Here is a 20,963-nt window from a genome sequence, read left to right as displayed (position 1 = left end):
CTCAGGTCTGGATGAACGCGCCCGGCCCGGCGTCCTGCGGCGCCAGCGGCTCGCCCATCATCTCGCGCAGCGAGGACTCGATCATGTGCGACATGGCGTCGAGGGCCAGGTCGTTGGGGTCGGTGCCGAAGGGCTCCTCGATCTGGGCGCCCAGGGCCTCGAGCGCGAAGAAGGTGTAGGCGATGAAGGCCACGATCACCGGCGTCATGGGGCCGATGGCATCGACCAGTCCGAACGGGAGCAGCACGCAGTAGAGGTAGATGGTGCGGTGGATGATCACGGTGTAGGTGAACGGGATCGGCGTGCCGGCGATGCGCTCGCATCCGCCCAGTGCGTCGGTGAGCCGCCCGAGCGGCCCTTCCATGGCCTGGACCAGCGCCGGTGCGATCCGCCCGGCCTGCCGCCGGTCGCGCAGCCACTCGCCGGCCATGAGCAGCAGCAGCGCGGGCTTGTAGCGTGCCGGGCGCAGGCGGTCGCGGTCTTCGGCGCAAAGCAGGCGCTCGAAGTCCGCCGCCGGATCGGTCCGGCGCAGCTGGTGGCGCAGTGCATGCACGAATGCGATCAGCCGCACCGCCAGCAAGGACGCCTCCGACGGCGCGTCCGCCAGGGTGAGCGCCTGCCGCACCAGCGCCCGCGTGTCGTTGAGCACCGTGCCCCAGAGCGTTCGCGCCTCCCAGTAGCGCGCGTAGCTGGTGCCGTTGCGAAAGCCCAGGAAGATCGCCAGGGTCAGGCCGATCAGCGAGAAGGGCACGAAGTTCAGCGGGATCTTCCACTGGAACAGCCGCCCGTGAAGCACGGTCACGAGGATCGCGAAGGCCGTGGTCGCCAGCAGCTGCGGCAGGATGTCGGGCAGTACCGATCCGCGCCAGACGAACAACAGGCGCAGCCAATGGGGTCGGGGCCTGACGATCATCGGGCGCGCGCCATGTCGGGCCGCGCAGCTCGCGCCCGGTGCGCGGTCACCACCCCTGCTGCTGCTGGCGGCCGCCCTTGATGTTGCCGGCAATGCCGCCGGCGATGCCGCCGATCGCTGCACCCGTCCAACCGTCGCCGCCGGCGATCGCCGCGATCCCGGCGCCCGCCGCGGCGCCAATGGCCGCGCCGCTCATCGTTCCCTGTTGCTGCGGGGTCATGTTGGTGCAGCCCACGAGGAGCGTCACGCTGGCGATGCCCGCCATCCAAGCAAGCGATTTCATGAGGGCCTCCGTCATTTCTTTTGCATTCCGGGCACGGCCATCTCGAACCAGATGATGTCCAGCACCGGGCGCTTCAGCTTGGTCGGGTTCGCGGCATACCAGCGGTCGACGCCTTCGCGCACGCTGTCGAGGGTCTGGCCCTGCATCCCCCTGGCCATCCGCGGCACGATGCTCTGGGCGTCCGAGGGTGGCGTCGCGCCGTTGTAGGCGCGCTCGACCTGGACCATGTTGGCGACACCGACCAGGTAGGCCTTCTTGACGGCATCGCTGGAGGTGGTCCATTGCTCGCCGGTGACCACGGCGACTTCGGCTGCGCGGACCGTGCTCCAGGCCATGCCGATGGCGAGTGCAAAGCTGGCGATCAGGGCCGCGCGTCCCGGAGGGGTCAGTGCTTTCATTGCATCTCCTTGAGGACTTCCCGCTTGCATTCTTCCTCGCAACAATGGCGGGTGCAAGGCCTTTCGACCCTGAATCTTCAGTGGTCGGGCTTCGACGCGAACAGGTTCAGGCCCATCCGCTCCGAGAGGTACTTGGACACCCGCTGGCCCTTGATGCTGTTGCCGGCCTCGTCCAGCGCCGGTGCGAAGGTGCCCAGGCCGCCCTTGCCCGGTATCACCGTGACGATGCCGCCACTGACGCCGCTCTTGCCCGGCAGGCCGATCTCGTAGAGCCAGTCGCCCGAGAGCTCGTAGAGCCCGGCCGTGGCGAGCACCGCGAGCACCCGTTTGCAGATCGAGGCGTCGACCACCCGCTCCTCGGTGACCGGATTGACCCCGCCGTCGGCCAGCGTGGCGCCCATCACGGCGAGGTCCTTCGCGGTCACCTTCAGCGCGCACTGCCGGGTGTAGATGTCGGTGGCCTCCAGCGCGTCGAAGTACATGCGGCCATAGCCCTCGAGCAGCTTGGCGATGCCTCGGTTGCGCAGGTTGGTGGCCGCCTCGGACTGGTAGATCTCTTCGTCGACCTCGAGCCTGCGGCCGGCGAAGCGCGACAGTCCATCCTGGATGAAGCGCCATTTCTCGTCGGCGGTCTCGCCCGGCGCCAGGCTGGTGGCCGCGATGGCGCCTGCGTTCACCATCGGGTTCATGGTCCGGTCCTGGTTCAGCTCCAGGGCGATGACGGAGTTGAAAGGCAGCCCGGTGGCGTTCACACCCAGCTTCCGGCGCGCCTCTTCGGCGCCGATGGCCTGGCAGACCAGGGCGAAGACGAAAGGCTTCGACACGCTCTGGATCGAGAACGCGTGCCCGGCATCGCCGACGGCATTGACCGAGCCGTCGACGCCGACGAGGCAGACGCCGAACAGGTCGCGCGGCACCTTGGCCAGCGCCGGGATGTAGTCGGCGACCGCGCCTTCGTCGATCGATCGGTAGCGGTCATAGGCTTCGTCGACCAGCGCCTTCACGCGCTCGGGCGGCGGCAGGTGGCCGGTGGAAACCAGCGGCGGATCGGTCGGTTCGTCGAGCGGAATCGGCGTGTGCACGGGCTGGGTCCTCCGCGCGCAGCGTAGCACGGGCCATCACCCGCCCGTCCAATCCGAAGCAGAATCGGGCCTCACGCTTGGACTCTCGAAGGATGGACGAAATGGATGCGGAAGAACTCAACGCACGGCTCCGATCGCTCGAGCTGAGGGCTGTCGCCCAGACCGCGGCCCTCGCGGTCCTGCTCCAGGAGCAGCCCAACGCATCGGCGAAGCTGCACATGGTCGCCGAGCACCTGGTCGACGCGCCGCCGATTCCCTTGTCCGATGAAGACCTGGTCAAGGTCGCGGCCTACATCCAGGCGATGCTCGGCGGCCCCTGGATCGACTAGGAAGATGCGGGTGTCGCAAGCTGCCGGTCGAGCAGCACCGCGACGTGGACCGCCTCGCGCTGCGCGCCGTCGGCGATCTGGTGACGGCAGCTGGTGCCATCGGCCACCACGATCGCGTCGGGCCGACACCGCACCGCCGGCAGCAGGCTGGCTTCCGCCATCTGCATCGAGACGTCGTAGTGGGCCGCCTCGTAGCCGAAGCTTCCGGCCATGCCGCAGCATGAGCTTTCGATGAGCTCCGGCTTGGCGCCGGGAATCAGTTTGAGGACATCGAGGATCGGGCTCACCGCGCCGAAAGCCTTCTGGTGGCAATGGCCATGCAGCAGGATCGGCTGGTCCACCGCCTTGAGCGCCAGCTGGAACCGGCCCGCCTTCACTTCACGCGCGATGAATTCCTCGAACAGCAGCGCCTGACCCGCCACCGTGTCGGCCTTGGCCCCGAGCCCCATGACCAGCGTCTCGTCGCGCAAGGTCAGCAGGCACGAGGGCTCGAGGCCGACGATCGCGATGCCGGCTTCCGCCAACGGCATCAGCGCATCGATCAACGCACCGGCCCTGGCCCTGGCCTCGTCCACCATGCCATTGGCGAGGTAGGTGCGGCCGCAGCAGTGATGACCGCCGTCCTTCTGCACCGTGTGCAGCAGGTAACCGGCGGACTTGAGCACGCGGGCAGCGGCCCAGGCGTTCTGGCTTTCGAAGTTGCCATTGAAGGTGTCGACGAACAGCACCGCCACCTTGCGGCCTTCTCGCGCCGCGGCAATGGCCTGCTCGCGGCTGGCGAACGTCGAAGCGTCGGCAGCGCGCCAGAAGGTGTCGCTGCGCCACACGGGCAGCGATCGCCGGGCGGAAAGGCCCAGCACCTTTTCACCGAGCCAGCGTGCAGCCGGCACGCTGTTGCGCAGATTGAGCAGCCACGGCATCCGGCTGGCCAGGTGGGCATAGTCCGGCAAGCGGGCGATGAGCCGGTCCTTGAGCGTGTGGCCGTGCTTCTTCTTGTAGTGCGCCAGGAACTCGATCTTCATCTTCGCCATGTCGACGCCCGTCGGGCAGTCGCGCTTGCAGCCCTTGCAGCCGACGCACAGGTCCATCGTCTCGTGCATGGCCTCGCTGGTGAAGGCATCGGGGCCGAGCTGGCCGGAGATGGCGAGGCGCAGCGTGTTGGCGCGGCCGCGTGTCAGGTGCTGCTCGTCGCGCGTCACGCGGTAGCTCGGGCACATCGTGCCGGCGTCGAACTTGCGGCAATGGCCGTTGTTGTTGCACATCTCGACGGCCTTGGCGAAACCGCCCGTGAGGTCGCCGCCGGTGCCCGGCGCCGTGGTCGCTTCCGTCACCGGGTCGGCCTGCACGTTCCATGCGGACCAGTCGAGCACCGGCGTGAGCGGGATGCGCCGGTAGGGCTTCGGTGCCGTCGCCGGCGCGAAGCGGAACAGCGCGCCGTCGTCCATCTTCGGCGGATCGATGATCTTGCCGGGGTTGAAGAGATTGATCGGGTCGAGCTTCTGCTTGATGGACCGGAAGGCCTCGTTGATCGCCGGGCCGAACTGCCATTCGATCCACTCGCCGCGGCACAGGCCGTCGCCGTGCTCGCCGCTGAAGGCGCCCTTGTACTTGCGCACCAGCGCGCCCGCTTCCTCGGCGATGGCGCGCATCTTGGACCCGCCATCGGTGCGCATGTCCAGAATGGGCCGCACGTGCAGCGTGCCGACCGAGGCGTGGGCATACCAGGTGCCGCGGCTGCCGTGCCTGGCGAACACTTCGGTGAGGCCGTCGGTGTAGTCGGCCAGATGCTCGAGCGGCACCGCGCAGTCCTCGATGAAGCTCACCGGCTTGCCGTCGCCCTTGAGGCTCATCATGATGTTGAGGCCGGCCTTGCGGACTTCCCACAGGTTCTTCTGCGGCGCGTCGTCACGCATCTCGACCACGCTGCCGGGCAGGCCGAGCTCGCCCATCAGGTCCACCAGATCCTTCAGCCTGGGCAGCAGCGAGGCCTTGTCGCCGCCTGAGAACTCGACCAGCAGGATGGCGGCGGGCCGGCCGATGAGCGCGGTCTCGACCGTCGGCCTGAAGGCGGGGTTGGCGAGGCTCAACTCGATCATCGTGCGATCGACCAGCTCGACCGCCGTGGGGCCCAGCTTGACGATGTGCTGCGCCGAATCCATGGCCGCTCGAAAGCTCGGGAAGTTGACGACGCCCAGCACCTTCGCGCGCGGCAGTTCCGAGAGCTTGAGCGTCAGGCTGCGGGTGTAGGCCAGCGTGCCTTCGGCGCCGATGAGCAGGTGCGCCAGGTTGACGCTGCCGTCCGCCGTGTAGGGCTTCTCGCTCTGGTTGTCGAAGATGTCGAGGTTGTAGCCGGCGACCCGGCGCATCACCTTGGGCCAGCGCGCGTGGATCTCGCCGCGGTGCTGGAGCACCAGCTGCCGCACATGCAGCGCGATGTCGCTGGCCCTCGCACCCAGGTCCGAGACCGGGCCGAAATCGACCAGTTCGCCGTCGGACAACCAGGCGCTCGCACCGGCCACGTTGTGCACCATGTTGCCGTAGGCGATGGAGCGCGAGCCGCAGGAGTTGTTGCCCGCCATGCCGCCGAGCGTGGCTTGCGCGCTGGTCGACACGTCGACCGGATACCACAGCCCGTGCGGCTTGAGCCGCGCGTTGAGGTGGTCGAGCACGATGCCCGGCTCGACCGTGGCGGTGCGGCGGTCGAGATCGAGATCCAGCACGCGCCGGAAGTGCTTGCTGTTGTCGATCACCAGCGCTGCGCCGGTGGTCTGGCCGCACTGGCTGGTGCCGCCGCCGCGTGCCAGCACCGGCACCTTGAGATCGCGCGCCACGTCGATGGCGGTCGCGATGTCGCGCTCGGACTTCGGCACCAGGACGCCGACCGGCACGATCTGGTAGATCGACGCATCGGTCGCATAGCGGCCGCGCGATGCGTCGTCGAAGAGCACCTCGCCTTGGGTCTCGGCCGCCAGCCGCCTGGCCAGCGCCTCGCAGGTTTCGTTGGGGGGAAGGACTGTACCGGCTGGCTGCAGATGGCTGGCGGGCTCGATGCGCATGGGGTGGGCTTCAGGTCTTGGCCGCTGGGGCCCGTGGATAGATTTCGCCGGCGCGCAGGAGCTCCAGCACGGTGTCGCGCTTGCGGTTCAGGTGCTCGACCAGCACCTGCCGCATCGCGGCGGGGTCGCGGGCGCTCAAGGCTTCGATCATTCGCTCGTGCTCGGCCACCGCGCCGGCCCACTTGGCTTCGTTCTGGTTGGTGCGAAAGCGCAGCGACTGCACGCGCGCATTGACCGCGCGGTAGGTGCTGGTCAGGACCGGGTTCTTGGCAGCGTCGTTGATCGCCGCATGGATGCGGGCGTTGATCCGGTAGTAGCCGGAGAGGTCGCGGCGCGCGAAGCAGGCCATCATCTCGTAGTGCAGCGCGCGCACTTCGGCCAGCTCGCCGTCGGTGATGCGCTGCGCCGCCAGTTCGCCGGACATGGCCTCGAGCATCGACAGCAGCTCGAAGGTGTTGACCACGTCGGCCTCGGTCAGCTTGACGGCCACCGCGCCGCGGTTGGGCAGCAGGTCGACCAGCCCCTCCGCCGCGAGCAGCTTGATGGCTTCGCGCAGCGGCGTGCGCGAGACCCGCAACTGCTCGCACAACGCGCGCTCGTTGAGCTTGGCGCCGGGCGCGATCTGCCCTTCGATCAGCATGGTTCGCAAGCGCGACGCGACCTGGTCATGCAGCGCGAGGCGCGAGATTTCTATCACTTCGGCCATGGCTTCGTTTCCTCTGAGATGCATTTTGAATGCAAATTCACCATGCATCAATCATTGTGCGTAGGGGATAACGATCATGATTTTTTGTGTTTTGAATGCAAAACTGAAAGAGAAAGGACGGCCCCATGCTTCAACTCGACTCCCATCCCACCGGCAGGCACTTCCTGCAGATCCCCGGTCCGAGCCCGGTGCCCGACCGCATCCTGCGCGCGATGAGCCTGCCCACCATCGACCATCGCGGGCCCGAGTTCGGCGCGCTCGGCCGCAAGGTGCTGGCCGGCATCCGGCAGGTCTTCAAGACGCAGCATCCGGTGGTCATCTATCCGGCCTCGGGCACCGGGGCGTGGGAGGCGGCGCTGTCGAACACGCTGAGCCCCGGCGACCACGTGCTGATGTTCGAGACCGGCCACTTCGCCTCTCTCTGGCAGAAGATGGCCACACGCCTGGGCATCTCGACCGAGTTCCTCGCCTATGGCGGCACGGACGCGCAGCTGCCGCAGGCGGCGGGCTGGCGCCACGGCGTGCAGGCCGACCTGATCGAGGCCCGCCTGCGCAAGGACACCGAGAAGAAGATCAAGGCCGTCTGCGTGGTGCACAACGAGACCTCGACCGGCGTCACCTCCGACATCGCCGCGGTGCGCCGCGCCATCGATGCGGCGGGCCACCCCGCCCTGCTGATGGTCGACAGCATCTCCGGCCTGGCGAGCGCCGACTTCCGCCACGACGAATGGGGCGTCGACGTGACCATCAGCGGCTCGCAGAAGGGGCTCATGCTGCCGCCGGGCATCAGCTTCAACGCCATCTCGCCGCGGGCGCTCGACACAATGAAGAGCGCGAAGCTGCCCCGGTCTTTCTGGGCCTGGGACGAGATCGTCGAGATGAACAAGGACGGCTACTGGCCCTACACGCCCAACACCAACCTGCTCTACGGCCTGTCGGAATCGCTGGACATGCTTCTCGGCGAAGGGCTGGACAACGTCTTCGCGCGCCACCAGCGCTGGGGCGCGGGGGTGCGCGCCGCGGTGAACGCCTGGGGCCTGCCGATCCAGTGCGCCGACCCGGCCGTGTACTCGCCGGTGCTCACCGGCGTGATCACGCCCGAGGGCATCGACGCCGATGCATTGCGCCGCCTCATCCACCAGCGCTTCGATCTGTCGCTCGGCACCGGGCTGGGCAAGCTCAAGGGCCGGATGTTCCGCATGGGCCACCTCGGCGACAGCAACGACCTGACGCTGGTCGCGATGGTCGCCGGCGTCGAGATGGGCCTGAAGCTCTCCGGCGTGAAGCTCGCCGGCAGCGGCGTGCAGGCCTCGATGGACTACTTCGCCGGCCACGCGGCGCCGGCCGCGCTGCAGAAGGCGGCCTGAGCGCCGGCACGTCATTCAAAACAACGGAGACAACATGCAAAGACGTTCCTTCATCCAGGCCGCGGGCGCCGCTGCGGCCGCCCTGGGCGTGCCCAGCGTGTTCGCGCAGGAATGGCCCACCGGCCCGGTGCGCATCGTGGTCGGCTTCCCGCCGGGCGGCGGCACCGACGCGCTGGCCCGCGTGGTCGCGCAGAAGCTGTCCGTGATGTGGAACCAGACGGTCATCGTCGAGAACAAGGGCGGTGTCGCGGGCGTGCTGGCCGCCGAATACGTGTCGACGCAGCCGAGCGACGGCAGCACGCTGCTGATGGCGCACATCAACAGCCACGCGCTGGCGCCCAGCCTGCAGCCGAAGCTGCGCTACGACGTGCAGCGTGACTTCGTGCCGATCGTGCTGGTCGGCGTCACGCCCAACCTGCTGATCGCCAGCCCGACGCAGAAGGCCGTGACGGTGAAGGACATCGTCGCCCTCTGCGCCGCCGAGCCCGGCAAGGTGAGCTTCGGCTCGGCCGGCGCCGGGTCGGCGCAGCATCTGGCGCTGGAGATGTTCAAGCTCCAAGCCAAGGTCGATGCGCTGCACGTGCCCTACAAGGGCAGCGGGCCGCTGCTGGCCGACCTGATGGGCAGCCAGATCCAGTACAGCTTCGAGACCATGACCGCCGCGACCCCGCACGTGAAGAGCGGCAAGGTGATCGGCGTGGCGCAGACGCGGCTCAAGCGCGCCAAGGGCCATCCCGGTATCCCGACCATGCAGGAACAGGGCTTCGAGGGCTTCGAAGCCACCACCTGGTACGGACTCGCCGGCCCCGGCAAGCTGCCGTCGGCCATCGCCGACAAGATCAACCGCGACGTCAACACGGTGCTGGCGATGCCCGACGTGCAGGAACGCCTCGACACCTACGGCGCCGAGGACGGCGGCGGCTCGCGCGACAAGTTCGCGAAGTTCATCTCGAGCGAGATCGACAAGTGGGCGCGCGTGGTGCGCGACGGCAAGGTCAAGGTCGACGCCTGAGGGCGGCTGCCGCGCTAGGGCTGATTCAACTGCGCGTAGGGCACGAAGGCGGCGCCGCCCCAGTTGGCCTGCAGCAGGACGCCCTTGTCGGTGAACTGGTAGGTGGAGACGAAGGGGTTGAAGGAGGTCGACATGTCGGCCGACGCGCCCGCGGTGTTCAGCTTCATGGTGGCGTCGGCCGACGCGGCGACGTCGGCGCCTAGCTTGCGGAACTGGTCGAACACTTCGCGGTTCTTGAACACCATCACCTGCCGGAAATCTTTGTAGCCGATGCCCGGCCCGGTACCGGCGCGGGTTGCGATCATGAAGGTGTTCGCCCGCGTCGCGTTGTCGACCAGCACGCCGGTGCCGCGCGCCCCGACGAAGAGAAGGACGTTGATCTGCGAGGAGTCGAACACCGCGTAGCCGACCGCCTTGGCCACTTCATCGCGGGCCTCCGGCTTTTGCGCAAAGAGTTCTTCGAGCGTCCTGTCGCGCATGGCGAGGATCTCCGCCTTGGCTTTCGGGACTTCGGCCGCCGGCAGCGTGGGCTGCACCGAACTGGCACCTTGAGTCGATCCCGAGGCGCAGGCCGACAGCAGGACGGGCAGCAGGAAGAGCATCCAGGCAAGACGGTGCATGTCGAAGTCCTAAGGAGCGAGCCAGGGGCGGCGGCTCGGGCGTGCCATTGTGCCGCGTCGTCGCATGGGGCGGGGTGCATTTCGGACAGGCGCGGCGGGCCCTACACTCCGCTATTCCATCCATGCATAGCGCTTCCGGATGACCGCATCCGCAAGGGCCAAGGAGTGTTGTCGTGCCCATCGACCTGCCCACCGCCGCCAGCCGGCGCAACCACCTGTCGCGCCTGGGGCGCCATCTGCAGCGCTCGGTGCTGGCGACCTGCCTGCCCGCCGAGACGCTCGAGGCGCTGGTGCCTTGCGCCGGCAGCGGGCGCTCCACCCTGATCGCCGCCGCCAGCGCGGCCGCCGCGGCGGCCGGGCCCCGGGCCGACGCCCTGGACGCGGCCCTGAATGCGCGCCACCAGGCGGCAATCCGTCGCCTCGAAGGCGAATCTGACTGCGACAGTCTCCGGGCCTGCTGGATCGAGGCGGCGCGCTCGCCCGCCATGCCGGCCACCTACTGGGCGCTGCTGACCCACCCGCTGGCCGACCGCACGCTGCGCCACCTGGCCTTCGGCGACGTCGAGATGCTGCGCCAGGCGGCCGAGCCCGTGCCGTCCTTGCCGCTGCTGCTGGAGCGGCGCTCCGTGGCGCCCCGGCGGCTCGGCGCGCCGGCGCCGGCCGCCGACCAGATCGACCTGATGGTGCAGGCCGCCCTGGCCGCCCCCGACCACGGACGGCTGCGGCCCTGGCGCGTCATCGAGTTCGGGGCCGACTGCCGCGCGGCATTGGCCGACCTCTTCGAGCGCGAGAAGCGTCGGCGCGACCCGCTGGCCAGCGCCGCGGACCTGCGCAAGGCGCGCGAACATGCGCTGCAGCCGCCCTGCCTGCTCGGCTTCGTGGTCTGCGCCCGCCCGCGCAAGCGCGTGCCCGAACGCGAGCAGCTGCTGGCCGCCGGCGCCGCCCTCGGCAACCTCCTGAATGCCGCCCAGGCGCTGGGCTTCGGCGCGATCGTGCTGAGCGGCGACCGCTGCTTCGACCCCCAGGTCGCTGCCGAACTACGGCTGGCCGACGGCGAATTCCTGGCCGGCTTCGTCAGCATCGGCAGCGTGCTGCAGACGCCACCCGAGGCGACGCGTCCGCTGGCGCAGGACGCCTGGAGCTGCTGGTATCCGATGCAGCATGCCGCAGCCTCTTCGACCGAGAACGCGCCGTGATGCCGGACGCGCTGCCGGGCCGCAGGGCCGATGAACGCATGGCCTGACGGTGTTGCTATCATCGCTATTCCCAAATTGAATAGCGATCGAGAGGAACCGGCCATGACGATTTTCCCGAGGCTCCGCAGCGCAGCCCTGGTCGCGACGCTGTTGCTGGGCAGCGCCGCCTGCAGCGCGCAGGAATTGATCGTCTCCGCGGCCGCCAGCCTGACGAACGCCTTCCAGGCGGCCGGCAAGGCCTTCGAGCAAGCCCGGCCGGGCGCGAAAGTCACTTTCAATTTCGCGGCATCGGGTCCGTTGCTGGCCCAGATCCAGCAAGGCGCGCCGGTCGACGTGTTCGCTTCCGCCGACCAGGAGACCATGAACCGCGCGGCCGGCGCCAATCTGATCGCGCCGGCGACGCGGGTCGACTTCGCGGCCAACACGCTGGTGCTGATCGTGCCCGCGGCCTCGACCCAGGCTCCGAAGCAGCTGGGCGACCTCGCGAACCCGTCGTTCCAGCGCATCTCGACCGGCACGCCGGCGACGGTCCCGGTCGGGCGCTACACCATGGAGGCGATAGACAAGGCCGGCCTCACGGCGCAGCTGCAATCGCGCTGGATCTATGGCGAGAGCGTGCGCCAGGTGCTCAACTACGTGGCACGCGGCGAGGTTGATGCCGGCTTCGTCTACCGCACCGACGCGCTGATCGAGCCCGAGAAGACCCGCATCGTGCTGACGATCCCGACCACCACGCCCGTGACCTATCCGATCGCGCAGATCGCCAGCAGCAAGAACGCCGCCCTGGCCGGCGAGTTCATCGCCTTCGTGCGCAGCGCCCCGGGCCAGGAGATCCTCCAGCGCTACGGCTTCTCAAAGCCCTGACGCGACGCCAGGCAGCACGTGCACGCCTTGTTCGTCCCGCTCTGGCTGACGCTCAAGGTCGCACTGTTCGCCACGCTGATCGCCGCGGCCATCGGCATCGCGCTGGGGTGGTGGCTGGCGCGCCGGCCCTTTCCCGGCCGCAGCATCGTCGACTCGCTGCTGATGCTGCCGATGGTGCTGCCGCCGACCGTGATCGGCTACTACCTGATCGTGCTGATCGGCCGCAACGGCATCCTCGGCCAGTACCTCGACCGCTGGTTCGGCATCAACCTGATCTTCACCTGGCAAGGCGCGGTGATCGCGGCCTCGGTGGTCTCGCTGCCGCTGGTCTACAAGGGGGCGCGGGCCGCCTTCGAGGAAGTCGACGGCCGTTTCGCCAACGCCGCGCGGACCCTCGGTGCCGGCGAGCTCGAAGTCTTCCTGCGGGTGTCGCTGCCGCTGGCCATCCGCGGCATCGCGGCCGGCGTGATGCTGGCCTTCGCGCGCGCCATGGGCGAGTTCGGCGCCACGCTGATGATCGCCGGCAACCTGCCCGGAAAGACGCAGACCCTGTCGATCGCCGTCTACGAGGCGGTCCAGGCGGGCAACGACAGCCAGGCCCTGTGGCTGACCCTGGTGATCTCGCTGGTCTGTATCGTGGTGCTCGTGGCCTCGGGCCGGTTGCTGCAGGCGAGGCACTGAGATGGCCGCGCTCGAAGTCCAGCTGCAACTCACCTTGCATTCGCCCGACCGCAGCTTCGAACTGGACGTCGATTTCAGCGCCGCGTCGCAGCGCACCGCATTGATCGGGCCGTCGGGTTCCGGCAAGTCGACCGTGCTGCAGGCCATCGCCGGCCTGCTGCCGCAGGCGCGCGGCCGGGTGCGGGTCGGCGGGCACGTTCTGCTGGACACGCCGCGCGGCATCGACCTGCCGGCACGCGAGCGCCGGGTGGGCGTGGTGTTCCAGGACTATGCGCTGTTCCCGCACATGACGGTGGAGCAGAACCTGCAGTTCGGCCTGCGCCGCCTCGGCCAGCGTGTGGATGCCGGGCACACACGGCGCGTCGACGCGCTGATCCGGCAGTTCGATCTCGCGAGCGTTCGCGGCGGCCTGCCACGCAACCTGTCCGGCGGCCAGCGGCAGCGCGTGGCGCTGGCCCGGGCGCTCGCCATCGAGCCCCGCCTGCTGTTGCTGGACGAGCCGTTGTCGGCGCTGGATTCGCCGTTGCGCAAGCGGCTTCGACACGAGTTGGCCGAGATGCTCGAGCGCGTGCAGGTGCCGACGCTGCTGGTGACGCACGATCCGCAGGACGTGGAAGCGCTGGCGCAGGACGTGATCTGTATCGACGATGGTCGCATCGTCGATTGCGACCCCCTTCCAGGAGCTGTTTGACATGCCGCTGATCCGATGGGCCTTCTGGCTGCTGCTGTCGTTCGCGAACGCCTCGCCCGCCTTTGCCCAGGCGAGCGCCAGCGTGGAAGTATCGGGCGCGGTGCAGAAGAGCCTCGACCTCGATGCCGCCGCGCTCGCGGCCTTTCCGGCGGCGGCGATCGGACAGTTCACGCAGTCGCGCAGCGGCTCCGGCGCGGACTCCCGGAGCACCGTGCGCGGCGTCAGGCTGGCGGCGCTGATCGAGCGGGCCGGGCTGGACTCGGCCGACCGCAACGCATGGAAGTCGCTGGCCGTCATCGCGACCGCGACCGATGGCTATCGCGCCGTGTTCTCGTGGCCGGAGATCATGAACACGCCGGTCGGCGAAGGCGTGCTGGTGCTGTTCGAGCGCGACGGCAAGCCGCTCGACGAGCGCGAGGGCCGCATCGCGCTTATCTCCGCGGCCGACCTGAAGACCGGCCCGCGGCACGTGCGCAACCTGAAGCGCATCGAGGTGCGGGCATTGAACTGAAGCCCTCGCTCCGATGCCTTCAGCGCACCGCGTCGTCGACGCTCCAGTTCGCATAGACCGCCGCCGGAAGGTCCGGCGAGCCCACCTGCGCGAGCAGGTCGCGCACCCGGTCCTTGACCCGCGCCAGCACCAGCTCGGCCCGGCGCGCGCGGACGAAGGCGGCGAAGTCGCACAGGGCCTCGATGGTGGTGGCGTCCAGGTCGGGCGACTCCTCCAGACTCAGCACGAAGCGGTGCAGGCCGGGCGTGGCGTCGATGCGGTTGCGGATGCTCGCGAACACCGCCTCGGCGTTGCCGAAGAAGAGCGGCACCTCGGGCCGCGCGATCAGGGTGGCGGGCGGCACCACCGCCTCGGGGTGGCGCGCCGTGTCGACGTAGTCGTGGCTCTGGCCGAGCCGGCCGAGCCAGCTGACCGTCGTGCGGGCGAAGCCCCGCAGCAGCAGCAGCAGGCTCACGCCGATGGCCGCCAGCAAGCCGTCGAGCACCCCGAGCAGCAGCACCGCGACCACCGCCACGACCGAGATCAGCCGGTCGCGCCGCCACCTGAAGTACGGCTTGAGCACGGTCGGGCTCAGGCTGTGGCTGACGGCGTGGATCACGATCGCGGCCAGTAGCGGCTCCGGTATGTGCGCGATCCATGGCAGCAGGGTCAGCACCGCGATCAGCACCACCAACCCGGCGATCGCGCCGGCCGCACGGCTCTGCGCCCCGGAGGACTCGTTGGCCGAGGTCGCCGAGTAGCCGGCGCCCACCGGCATCCCCTGCAGCAAACCGGCGCCGATGTTCGCGACGCCCAGCGCCAGCAGGTCGCGGTTGATCGACACGTTGTCGCCGTGCCGCAGCGCGAAGGTGCGGATCGAGCCATAGGACTCGGCATAGAGGATCAGCGCCACGGCGAAGGCCAGCTCGCCCAGGCGGAGCCAGTGCGCCCGGTCCAGCGTCGGCAGCGCCGGCTCGCCGAGCCCGATCACGATCGGCCCCACCGGCGACACGCCCCAGGCCTGGCACCAGCCGGCGCGGTCGAGCAGGATGCCCGCGACGATCACGAGCAGCGCCGCCGGCACGGCGCGCCAGCGCGCCAGCACCCGCATCAGCACCAGCGCCATGGCCGCCATCGCGGCGCCGGCCAGGTTCCACTGCCGCCAGCCCGCCGCCAGCTCCGCGACCAGCGGGAAGAAATCGCCATGCCCCGGATGGACCACCAGCACCTTGGGCAACTGCTTGACGACGATCGTCAAGGCCAGGCCGAGGGCGAAGCCGCGCAGCACCGGCTTGGCGATCAGGCTCGAGACCGCCCCCAGCTGCGCCAGCGCCGCCGCCACGAAGAACAGGCCGGCCAGCAGCACGACGCCGACGCTCAGGGCGGCGCGGGTCGCCGGATCCGCCGCGCCCATGGAGTGGGTGGCCGCCAGCAGCACGGTGGCCGAGGACGAGGTGGCCGACACGATCGCGAAGCGGCTGCTGCCGAGCAGCGCGTAGACGAACAGGCCCACCAGCAGCGCGATCACGCCCGCCTGCGGCGGCAGCCCGGCCAGGCCCGAGTAGGCCACGGCCTCGGGCAGCAGCAGGCCTGCGATCGAAGTGCCGGCCACCAGGTCGGCGAGGATGCCGGACGCCTTCGTCATGGCCTGCGATGCCTGTTGCGCCACGCCTGCGGCGCACAGCCGAACTGGGCGCCGAACCAGCGCGAGAAGGCGCTATGGCTGCCGTAGCCCAGCATGGCGGCGATCTGGCCCATGTCGTAGTGCGGGTTGGCCAGGTAGCGTTGCGCGAGCTCGCGGCGCACCTGGTCGAGCAGCGCCGTGAACGACAGCCCCTCGGCATCCAGCGTGCGTTGCAGGGTGCGTATGCTGCGGCCCAGTCCCTGCGCCACGCCGGCGCAGGTGGCGCGACCCGAGGGCAGCAGCAGGTAGATGGCACGGCGCACCTGCTGGGCGCTGCTGGCGTCGCGGTTGCCGAACTGGGTGTCCACCAGCGTCTGGGCGTAGCGCGCCAGCGCGGGGTCGGCCAGCAGGTTGGGCTCGTTCAAGTCGGCCGCCTTGCAGACGATGCCGTTGAACTCCGCATCGAACTCCACGCGGCAGGCGAACAGGCGCTTGTGCACGGCCAGGTCCCTCGGCGCCGAGTGGCCGAAACACACGCGTTGAGGCCGCCAGCGCTCGTGCAGCAAGGCCGCGCAGGTGCGATAGAGCACGCCGATCGCCAGGTCCACCGACTGCGGCATGGGCCCCGGGGCCACGATGTCTTCGCGCAGGATGACCAGGCTGCCCGCGTCCTCCATCTGGATGGCCAGCGATTCGTTGAGCAGGTGCGAATAGGCGATCAGCGTGGCCAGCGCCTGGCGCAGGGTCGCCTGGTGCAGCAACAGGAGGCTCAGCACGCCGAAGTGCGACAACTGGCGCGATTCGGCCATGCGCAGGCCGAAGGTGTCGCACTGCGTGGCCTCGGCAGCGTCTTCCACCAGTTGCGCGGCCACCGCGGCCTCGATCAGCTGGTCCGGCTCGCGAACCAGCGCTCGCCGCAGGCCGGCGCGGCGCAGGGCCCGGTCCGCGTCGCCGCCCAGGGCGTGCATGACCTCGGCAAAGCCGGTCAGGGCCGCTGCTCGCACCAAAGTCACCATCTGCGGCCGCTCCTGGGGAAACCCGTACTGGCACGAAGAGTACAGCCGGTGGCACGAAATGCAAAGCGTGGAAGCCCCCTCGTTCCTACAGTTGCGCCACTGGACGACAGATCCAATCCCGATCTTCCCGATGGAGACAACGATGCGTATCGAACCACTGACTTGCGCCATTGGCGCCGAAGTCTCCGGCGTCAGCCTGGCCGACGCGGCCCATGACGCCGACCTGTTTGCCGAGATCAGGGCCGCGCTGCTCCAGCACAAGGTGGTGTTCCTGCGCGGCCAGGACATCGCCCGCGCCGACCATGTGGCCTTCGCGCGCCGCTTCGGCGACCTGGAAGACCACCCGGTCGTCGGCAGCGACCCCGACCACCCCGGCCTGGTGCGCATCTACAAGTCGCCCGAGAGCCCGGCCGAACGCTACGAAAATTCCTGGCACGCCGACGGCACCTGGCGCGAGGCCCCGTCCATGGGCGCGGTGCTGCGCTGCATCGAGTGCCCGCCCGTGGGCGGCGACACCATGTGGTCCAACATGGCGCTGGCCTACGAGAGGCTGCCTGCGTCCATCAAGGACCTGATCGCCCCGCTGCGCGCGCGCCACAGCATCGAATGCACCTTCGGCGCGGCGATGCCGATCGAGAAGCGCCACGCGCTGCGCGCCCAGTACCCGGACGCCGAGCACCCCGTGGTGCGCACCCACCCCGAGACGGGCGAGAAAGTGCTGTTCGTGTGCGGCTTCGCCACCCACCTCACCAACTTCCACACTGCCGCCAATGTGCGCGTCGGACAGGATTTCGCGCCGGGCTCGGCGCAGCTGCTCCAGTACCTCATCAGCCAGGCCGCGATTCCGGAGTACCAGGTGCGCTGGCGCTGGAAGCCCGACGATGTCGCCATCTGGGACAACCGCGCCACGCAGCACTACGCGGTGATGGACTACCCCCCCTGCCATCGCAAGATGGAACGCGCCGGAATCATCGGCACCCCCACCGCCTGACCCTTAGCCCCCAAAGAGAAACCACCATGAACTTCCTCGACGGCCACCTGTTCCCCGAGAACATGCAACCCCTGATCATCACCGCCGCGCCCTATGCGCCTTCCTACGTGCCCTCGGATTTCCCCGGCGAAATCGCGGTGACGATGGAAGAACAGATCCAGATGGCGGTGGACTGCTACAACGCCGGCGCCACGGTGCTGCACCTGCACGTGCGCGAACTGGACGGCAAGGGCAGCAAGCGGCTGTCCAAGTTCAACGAACTGATTGCCGGCGTGCGCGCCCGGGTGCCGGACATGATCATCCAGGTCGGCGGATCCATCAGCTTCGCTCCCGAGACGGATGGCGCAGCGGCCAAGTGGCTCAGCGACGACACGCGGCACATGCTGGCCGACCTGGACCCCAAGCCCGACCAGGTGACGGTGACCATCAACACCGCGCAGATGAACTTCCTGGAGCAGTTCGACCACCGCGACGTGCAAGGCAGCTCCCTGGAAGACCCGGCTGTCTTCAACGCCTACAAGGAAATGACCGTGCCCGCGCAGCCCGGCTGGGCCGAGGAGCACATCCGCCGCCTCACTGCCGCGGGCATCCAGAGCGAGTTCCAGTGCTACAACCAGAACAGCCTCGAATCCGTGGAGCGTCTCATCCGCCGCGGCATCTACAAGGGCCCGCTGGTGCTGAACTGGGTGGCGATCGGCGGCGGCATGGATTCGCCCAACCTCTACACCCTGGCCAACTTCGTGCGCGGCGTGCCCGATGGCGCGGTGCTGACGGTCGAAAGCTCGGTGCTCAACACGCTGCCCGTGAACATGTGGGGCATCGCCGCGGGCCTGCACGTGCGCACCGGCACCGAAGACAACCTGTGGAACCAGACGCGCACCGCCAAGATCGGCACCGCCAAGCAGATCGAGCAGCTGGTGCGCATCTCGGGTGAGCTGGGCCGCCCGATCGCGACGGCGAAGCAGGCACGTGACATCTGCCGCATCGGCGTGTTCTACGACACGGCGGAAGAAGCGCTGGCAGCCAACGGCTTCGCACCCAACGCCGCTGGCCGCCAGCAGGGCTTCCTGCGCAAGGCCGCATAAAAACACACCCCGAGGAGACAAGCCATGCAACGCCGTTTTTCCCTTGTTGTCGCCGCCGCTGCCCTTTTGTGCACGAGCGCCGCGATGGCCTTCACCGACAAGCCCGTCAAGCTCGTGGTCCCCGCCCCGCCGGGCGGCACCATCGACGTGTTCGCCCGCATCATCAGCGACCAGCTCTCGCAAGAGATCAACCAGCCCGTGATCGTGGAAAACAAGCCGGGCGCGGGCGGCGCGGTGGCCATCAAGTACATGCTCTCGCAGCCTGCCGACGGCCAGGTGCTGCTGGTCAGCGTGACCAACGTGCTGACCGAATCGCCGCACGTGGTCAAGAGCGGCTTCGACCCGCTCAAGGACGTGAAGCCCATCGCGGAGATGGCGCGCTCGTACATGCTGTTCATTGCCGCGCCGCAGTTCCCGGCCAATGACGCGAAGGAAGCCATCGCCTACGTGAAGGCCAACCCCGGCAAGGTTTCAGTGGCCTCCTACAGCCCCGGCACCTCGTCGCAGTACGCCAGCGCCATCCTGAACAGGAAGGCCGGGCTGGACATGGAGCACGTGGCGTTCGCCGGCTCGGCCCCTGCGCTGGCCCAGGTCATGGGCAACCAGATCCCGCTGATGTTCGATGGCTCGGTCACCTCCAAGCCGATGATCGCGGCGGGCAAGGTCAAGCTGCTGGCCGTGGCCTACAAGAGCCGCATGCCCGAATACCCGAACGTGCCCACCATGGCGGAGCTCGGCTACCCGGAAGTGAACTTCAGCAACTGGAGCGGCGTGTTCGCCTCGTCGCAGACGCCCCCGGCGCTACTGGCAAAGATCCACGCGACACTCACCAAGATCAACGCCTCGCCCGTCGTGCGGGCGCGCTACGCCAGCACCGGCTTCGAGCCCATCACGGAATCGCGCACGCTGGAACAGGCCGCGGAGGACGTGCGCACGGAATACGAGCGCAACGGGGAGATCGTGAAGGCCTTCGGCATCAAGCTGAACTGACCCGCCAACCGCACGCTGCCGACGCTCAAAGCAACCAGTCGATCGGCAGCCAGGAGCCGATCAGCACCAGGGTGCGCTTGAAGGCGCCGGTCTCGGGGTCCACGGTATAGACCCGGTCGCCCTCGTGCCAGAGGATGCGGCCGTCGTCGTCCAGGCTGAGGCGGTAGGCCAGGTCAGGCGATGAGCCCTGGACCACCGCCGCCAGATTCCTGGCCATGGTCTCGCTGTCGATGACCAGGCCCATCTCGGTGTTCAGCTTGGCCGAGCGGGGATCGAGGTTGAACGAGCCGACGAAGATGGCGCGGCCGTCCACCGCATAGGTCTTGGCATGCAGTCCGGCGCTGGAACTGCGGCCGGTCTCCCGGGCCCGCTTCGTGATGACGGCGGCCTCGGGCCTGAGTTCGTAAAGCTGCACGCCGGCCCGCAGCAGGGCCTTGCGGTGCTTGCTGTAGCCCGACTGCACAGACATCTCGTCGGTCGCCGCCAGCGAGTTGGTCAACACCTCGACCTGCACCCCACTGCGCGCGAGCTCGGCGAGGAGCTCGGTGCCCGGGTCGCCCGGCACGAAGTAGGGTGAGATCAGCGCCAGCGAGGCGGTCGGCCGGCCGAAGGCGGCCCGGAGCCGGGGCAACAGCTCGACCCCCCGCAGGTCCGGCGGGTCGAGCGTCTTGCTCGGATCGTCGTTGATCACGGCGGCCGTGGTCCATTCGGTGTCCAGGCGGCCAGCCATGAGGTTGCGCACCATCTCGGTGTTGGCGATCGCGCCGACGATCTTCGCCGCCGCGGGGTCCTCGCGGATCGCCCGCGCCCGCTGCGCGAGGGCGTCGCGCGCCTGCGGCTGAACGCCCGCCAGGATCAGCTTCGCCGGATAGGCCGACGCACTGTTCCAGAACAGGTCGAACTCGTTCGACACCTGGCCCACCACCGCCCCGATAGCGATGACGTCGAGGTCCACCAGCCCGGTCCGATCGCCGGTCTCGAAGTACTCGTCGGCGATGTTGCGCCCACCCACCACGGCCACCAGGTTGTCGACCGTGAAGGACTTGTTGTGCATGCGGTGGTTGACGCGGCTGAAATCGGTGATGAAGCCGAGCGCCTTCGAGCCGCGGCTCACGAAGGGGTTGTAGAGGCGCACCTCGACGTTGGGCTGCGAGGCCAGCAGGGCCAGGATCGAATCGATGCTGCGGGTGGTGTTGGCATCGTCCAGCAGGATGCGCACGCGCACGCCGCGCTCGGCCGCCCGCAGCACCTCCTCGTAGAGCAGGGTGCCGGCGGCATCGTCGTGCCAGATGAAGGTCTGGATGTCGATCGAGCGCGCCGCGTTGCGCACCAGCGCGACCCGTGCGCCGAAGGCGACGCGGCCGTCCTGGACGGCGACCACGCCGGTCTTGCCCGGATGCTGGCGGGACTGCGGCATGATCGCGCGGCCCAGCGGCGTCTGTTCGGACGGCGCCAGCGCGTGGGTGTCTGGGCGGTCCTGCAGCGGCGGGAGGCCGGCGCAGCCGGTCAGCAGCGCGAGCAGGACGCAGCATGCCCATGCGGCGGCGCAACGAAGGGCGTGCTGCATGT

21 protein-coding genes are annotated in these 20,963 nt (G+C 69.0%); 11 read left to right on the top strand and 10 right to left on the bottom strand.

Features of this window, described 5'->3' with window-relative positions:
* Position 1 precedes the first annotated feature (1 nt).
* The 4 genes from QTI68_RS26055 to glsA all read right to left on the bottom strand — a co-directional run bounded on the left by QTI68_RS26055 (position 2) and on the right by glsA (position 2,676).
* Complete coding sequence (locus QTI68_RS26055) at positions 2-913, bottom strand: bestrophin family protein (RefSeq protein ID WP_286525784.1); 912 nt, start codon at positions 911-913, stop codon at positions 2-4.
* A gap of 46 nt (positions 914-959) precedes the next feature.
* Complete coding sequence (locus QTI68_RS26050) at positions 960-1,196, bottom strand: YMGG-like glycine zipper-containing protein (RefSeq protein WP_286525782.1); 237 nt, start codon at positions 1,194-1,196, stop codon at positions 960-962.
* Between the two features lie 11 nt (positions 1,197-1,207).
* Complete coding sequence (locus QTI68_RS26045; protein ID WP_286525781.1) at positions 1,208-1,594, bottom strand: hypothetical protein; 387 nt, start codon at positions 1,592-1,594, stop codon at positions 1,208-1,210.
* Between the two features lie 77 nt (positions 1,595-1,671).
* Positions 1,672-2,676, bottom strand: a complete 1,005-nt coding sequence (gene glsA, locus QTI68_RS26040; protein WP_286525780.1) for a glutaminase A — start codon at positions 2,674-2,676, stop codon at positions 1,672-1,674.
* Between the two features lie 101 nt (positions 2,677-2,777).
* Here glsA and QTI68_RS26035 point away from each other — a divergent pair, with 101 nt between their 5' ends.
* Complete coding sequence (locus tag QTI68_RS26035) at positions 2,778-3,005, top strand: hypothetical protein (protein ID WP_286525778.1); 228 nt, start codon at positions 2,778-2,780, stop codon at positions 3,003-3,005.
* Here QTI68_RS26035 and QTI68_RS26030 read toward each other — a convergent pair.
* Both QTI68_RS26030 and QTI68_RS26025 read right to left on the bottom strand, forming a co-directional pair.
* Positions 3,002-6,061, bottom strand: a complete 3,060-nt coding sequence (locus tag QTI68_RS26030) for an FAD-binding and (Fe-S)-binding domain-containing protein (RefSeq protein ID WP_286525776.1) — start codon at positions 6,059-6,061, stop codon at positions 3,002-3,004. The genes QTI68_RS26035 and QTI68_RS26030 overlap by 4 nt on opposite strands.
* Positions 6,062-6,071: 10 nt before the next feature.
* The gene (locus QTI68_RS26025; protein WP_286525775.1) at positions 6,072-6,767 is read right to left on the bottom strand and encodes a GntR family transcriptional regulator; all 696 of its coding nucleotides are present in this window, start codon (positions 6,765-6,767) and stop codon (positions 6,072-6,074) included.
* Between the two features lie 125 nt (positions 6,768-6,892).
* Here QTI68_RS26025 and QTI68_RS26020 point away from each other — a divergent pair, with 125 nt between their 5' ends.
* Positions 6,893-8,134, top strand: a complete 1,242-nt coding sequence (locus QTI68_RS26020) for a pyridoxal-phosphate-dependent aminotransferase family protein (RefSeq protein WP_286525773.1) — start codon at positions 6,893-6,895, stop codon at positions 8,132-8,134.
* Positions 8,135-8,168: 34 nt separating this feature from the next.
* A complete protein-coding gene (locus tag QTI68_RS26015; RefSeq protein ID WP_286525771.1) occupies positions 8,169-9,146 on the top strand; it encodes a Bug family tripartite tricarboxylate transporter substrate binding protein in 978 nt (325 codons plus the stop codon).
* Positions 9,147-9,160: 14 nt separating this feature from the next.
* On the opposite strand, the gene QTI68_RS26010 is transcribed toward QTI68_RS26015, so the two are convergent.
* Positions 9,161-9,766, bottom strand: a complete 606-nt coding sequence (locus QTI68_RS26010; protein ID WP_286525770.1) for a lipid-binding SYLF domain-containing protein — start codon at positions 9,764-9,766, stop codon at positions 9,161-9,163.
* A gap of 173 nt (positions 9,767-9,939) precedes the next feature.
* Between QTI68_RS26010 and QTI68_RS26005 the strand changes: the two genes are divergently transcribed.
* The 5 genes from QTI68_RS26005 to QTI68_RS25985 all read left to right on the top strand — a co-directional run bounded on the left by QTI68_RS26005 (position 9,940) and on the right by QTI68_RS25985 (position 13,709).
* Positions 9,940-10,962 (top strand): nitroreductase family protein, encoded by a 1,023-nt coding sequence (locus tag QTI68_RS26005; RefSeq protein WP_286525767.1) that lies wholly within the window; start codon positions 9,940-9,942, stop codon positions 10,960-10,962.
* A gap of 102 nt (positions 10,963-11,064) precedes the next feature.
* Complete coding sequence (modA, locus tag QTI68_RS26000) at positions 11,065-11,826, top strand: molybdate ABC transporter substrate-binding protein (protein WP_286525765.1); 762 nt, start codon at positions 11,065-11,067, stop codon at positions 11,824-11,826.
* A gap of 27 nt (positions 11,827-11,853) precedes the next feature.
* Positions 11,854-12,507 (top strand): molybdate ABC transporter permease subunit, encoded by a 654-nt coding sequence (gene modB / locus QTI68_RS25995; RefSeq protein ID WP_503011735.1) that lies wholly within the window; start codon positions 11,854-11,856, stop codon positions 12,505-12,507.
* Position 12,508: 1 nt separating this feature from the next.
* The gene (locus QTI68_RS25990; RefSeq protein WP_286525762.1) at positions 12,509-13,198 is read left to right on the top strand and encodes a sulfate/molybdate ABC transporter ATP-binding protein; all 690 of its coding nucleotides are present in this window, start codon (positions 12,509-12,511) and stop codon (positions 13,196-13,198) included.
* 1 nt (position 13,199) lies between these two features.
* A complete protein-coding gene (locus QTI68_RS25985) occupies positions 13,200-13,709 on the top strand; it encodes a molybdopterin-dependent oxidoreductase (RefSeq protein WP_286525761.1) in 510 nt (169 codons plus the stop codon).
* Positions 13,710-13,728: 19 nt separating this feature from the next.
* On the opposite strand, the gene QTI68_RS25980 is transcribed toward QTI68_RS25985, so the two are convergent.
* Positions 13,729-15,333, bottom strand: coding sequence for a SulP family inorganic anion transporter (locus QTI68_RS25980; RefSeq protein WP_286525760.1), 1,605 nt, complete (start codon positions 15,331-15,333; stop codon positions 13,729-13,731).
* Positions 15,330-16,328, bottom strand: coding sequence for an AraC family transcriptional regulator (locus QTI68_RS25975; RefSeq protein WP_286525759.1), 999 nt, complete (start codon positions 16,326-16,328; stop codon positions 15,330-15,332). Before QTI68_RS25975 ends, QTI68_RS25980 begins: the two co-directional genes overlap by 4 nt.
* 142 nt (positions 16,329-16,470) lie before the next feature.
* Here QTI68_RS25975 and QTI68_RS25970 point away from each other — a divergent pair, with 142 nt between their 5' ends.
* From QTI68_RS25970 to QTI68_RS25960, 3 genes are read left to right on the top strand one after another with little or no spacing between them, the layout of a single operon-like run.
* Entirely contained in the window at positions 16,471-17,319 is an 849-nt protein-coding gene (locus QTI68_RS25970; RefSeq protein WP_286525758.1) for a TauD/TfdA dioxygenase family protein, read from the top strand.
* 26 nt (positions 17,320-17,345) lie between these two features.
* Positions 17,346-18,404 (top strand): beta-keto acid cleavage family enzyme, encoded by a 1,059-nt coding sequence (locus QTI68_RS25965; protein ID WP_286525757.1) that lies wholly within the window; start codon positions 17,346-17,348, stop codon positions 18,402-18,404.
* Between the two features lie 24 nt (positions 18,405-18,428).
* Positions 18,429-19,394, top strand: a complete 966-nt coding sequence (locus QTI68_RS25960; protein ID WP_503011734.1) for a Bug family tripartite tricarboxylate transporter substrate binding protein — start codon at positions 18,429-18,431, stop codon at positions 19,392-19,394.
* 25 nt (positions 19,395-19,419) lie between these two features.
* Here QTI68_RS25960 and QTI68_RS25955 read toward each other — a convergent pair whose 3' ends face one another.
* The gene (locus tag QTI68_RS25955) at positions 19,420-20,961 is read right to left on the bottom strand and encodes a phospholipase D family protein (protein ID WP_286525754.1); all 1,542 of its coding nucleotides are present in this window, start codon (positions 20,959-20,961) and stop codon (positions 19,420-19,422) included.
* Positions 20,962-20,963: the final 2 nt, after the last annotated feature.

This window comes from Variovorax sp. J31P207 (assembly GCF_030316965.1).
Lineage (GTDB): Bacteria > Pseudomonadota > Gammaproteobacteria > Burkholderiales > Burkholderiaceae_C > Variovorax > Variovorax ginsengisoli_B.
This window is presented reverse-complemented; position numbering and strand designations above follow the sequence as displayed.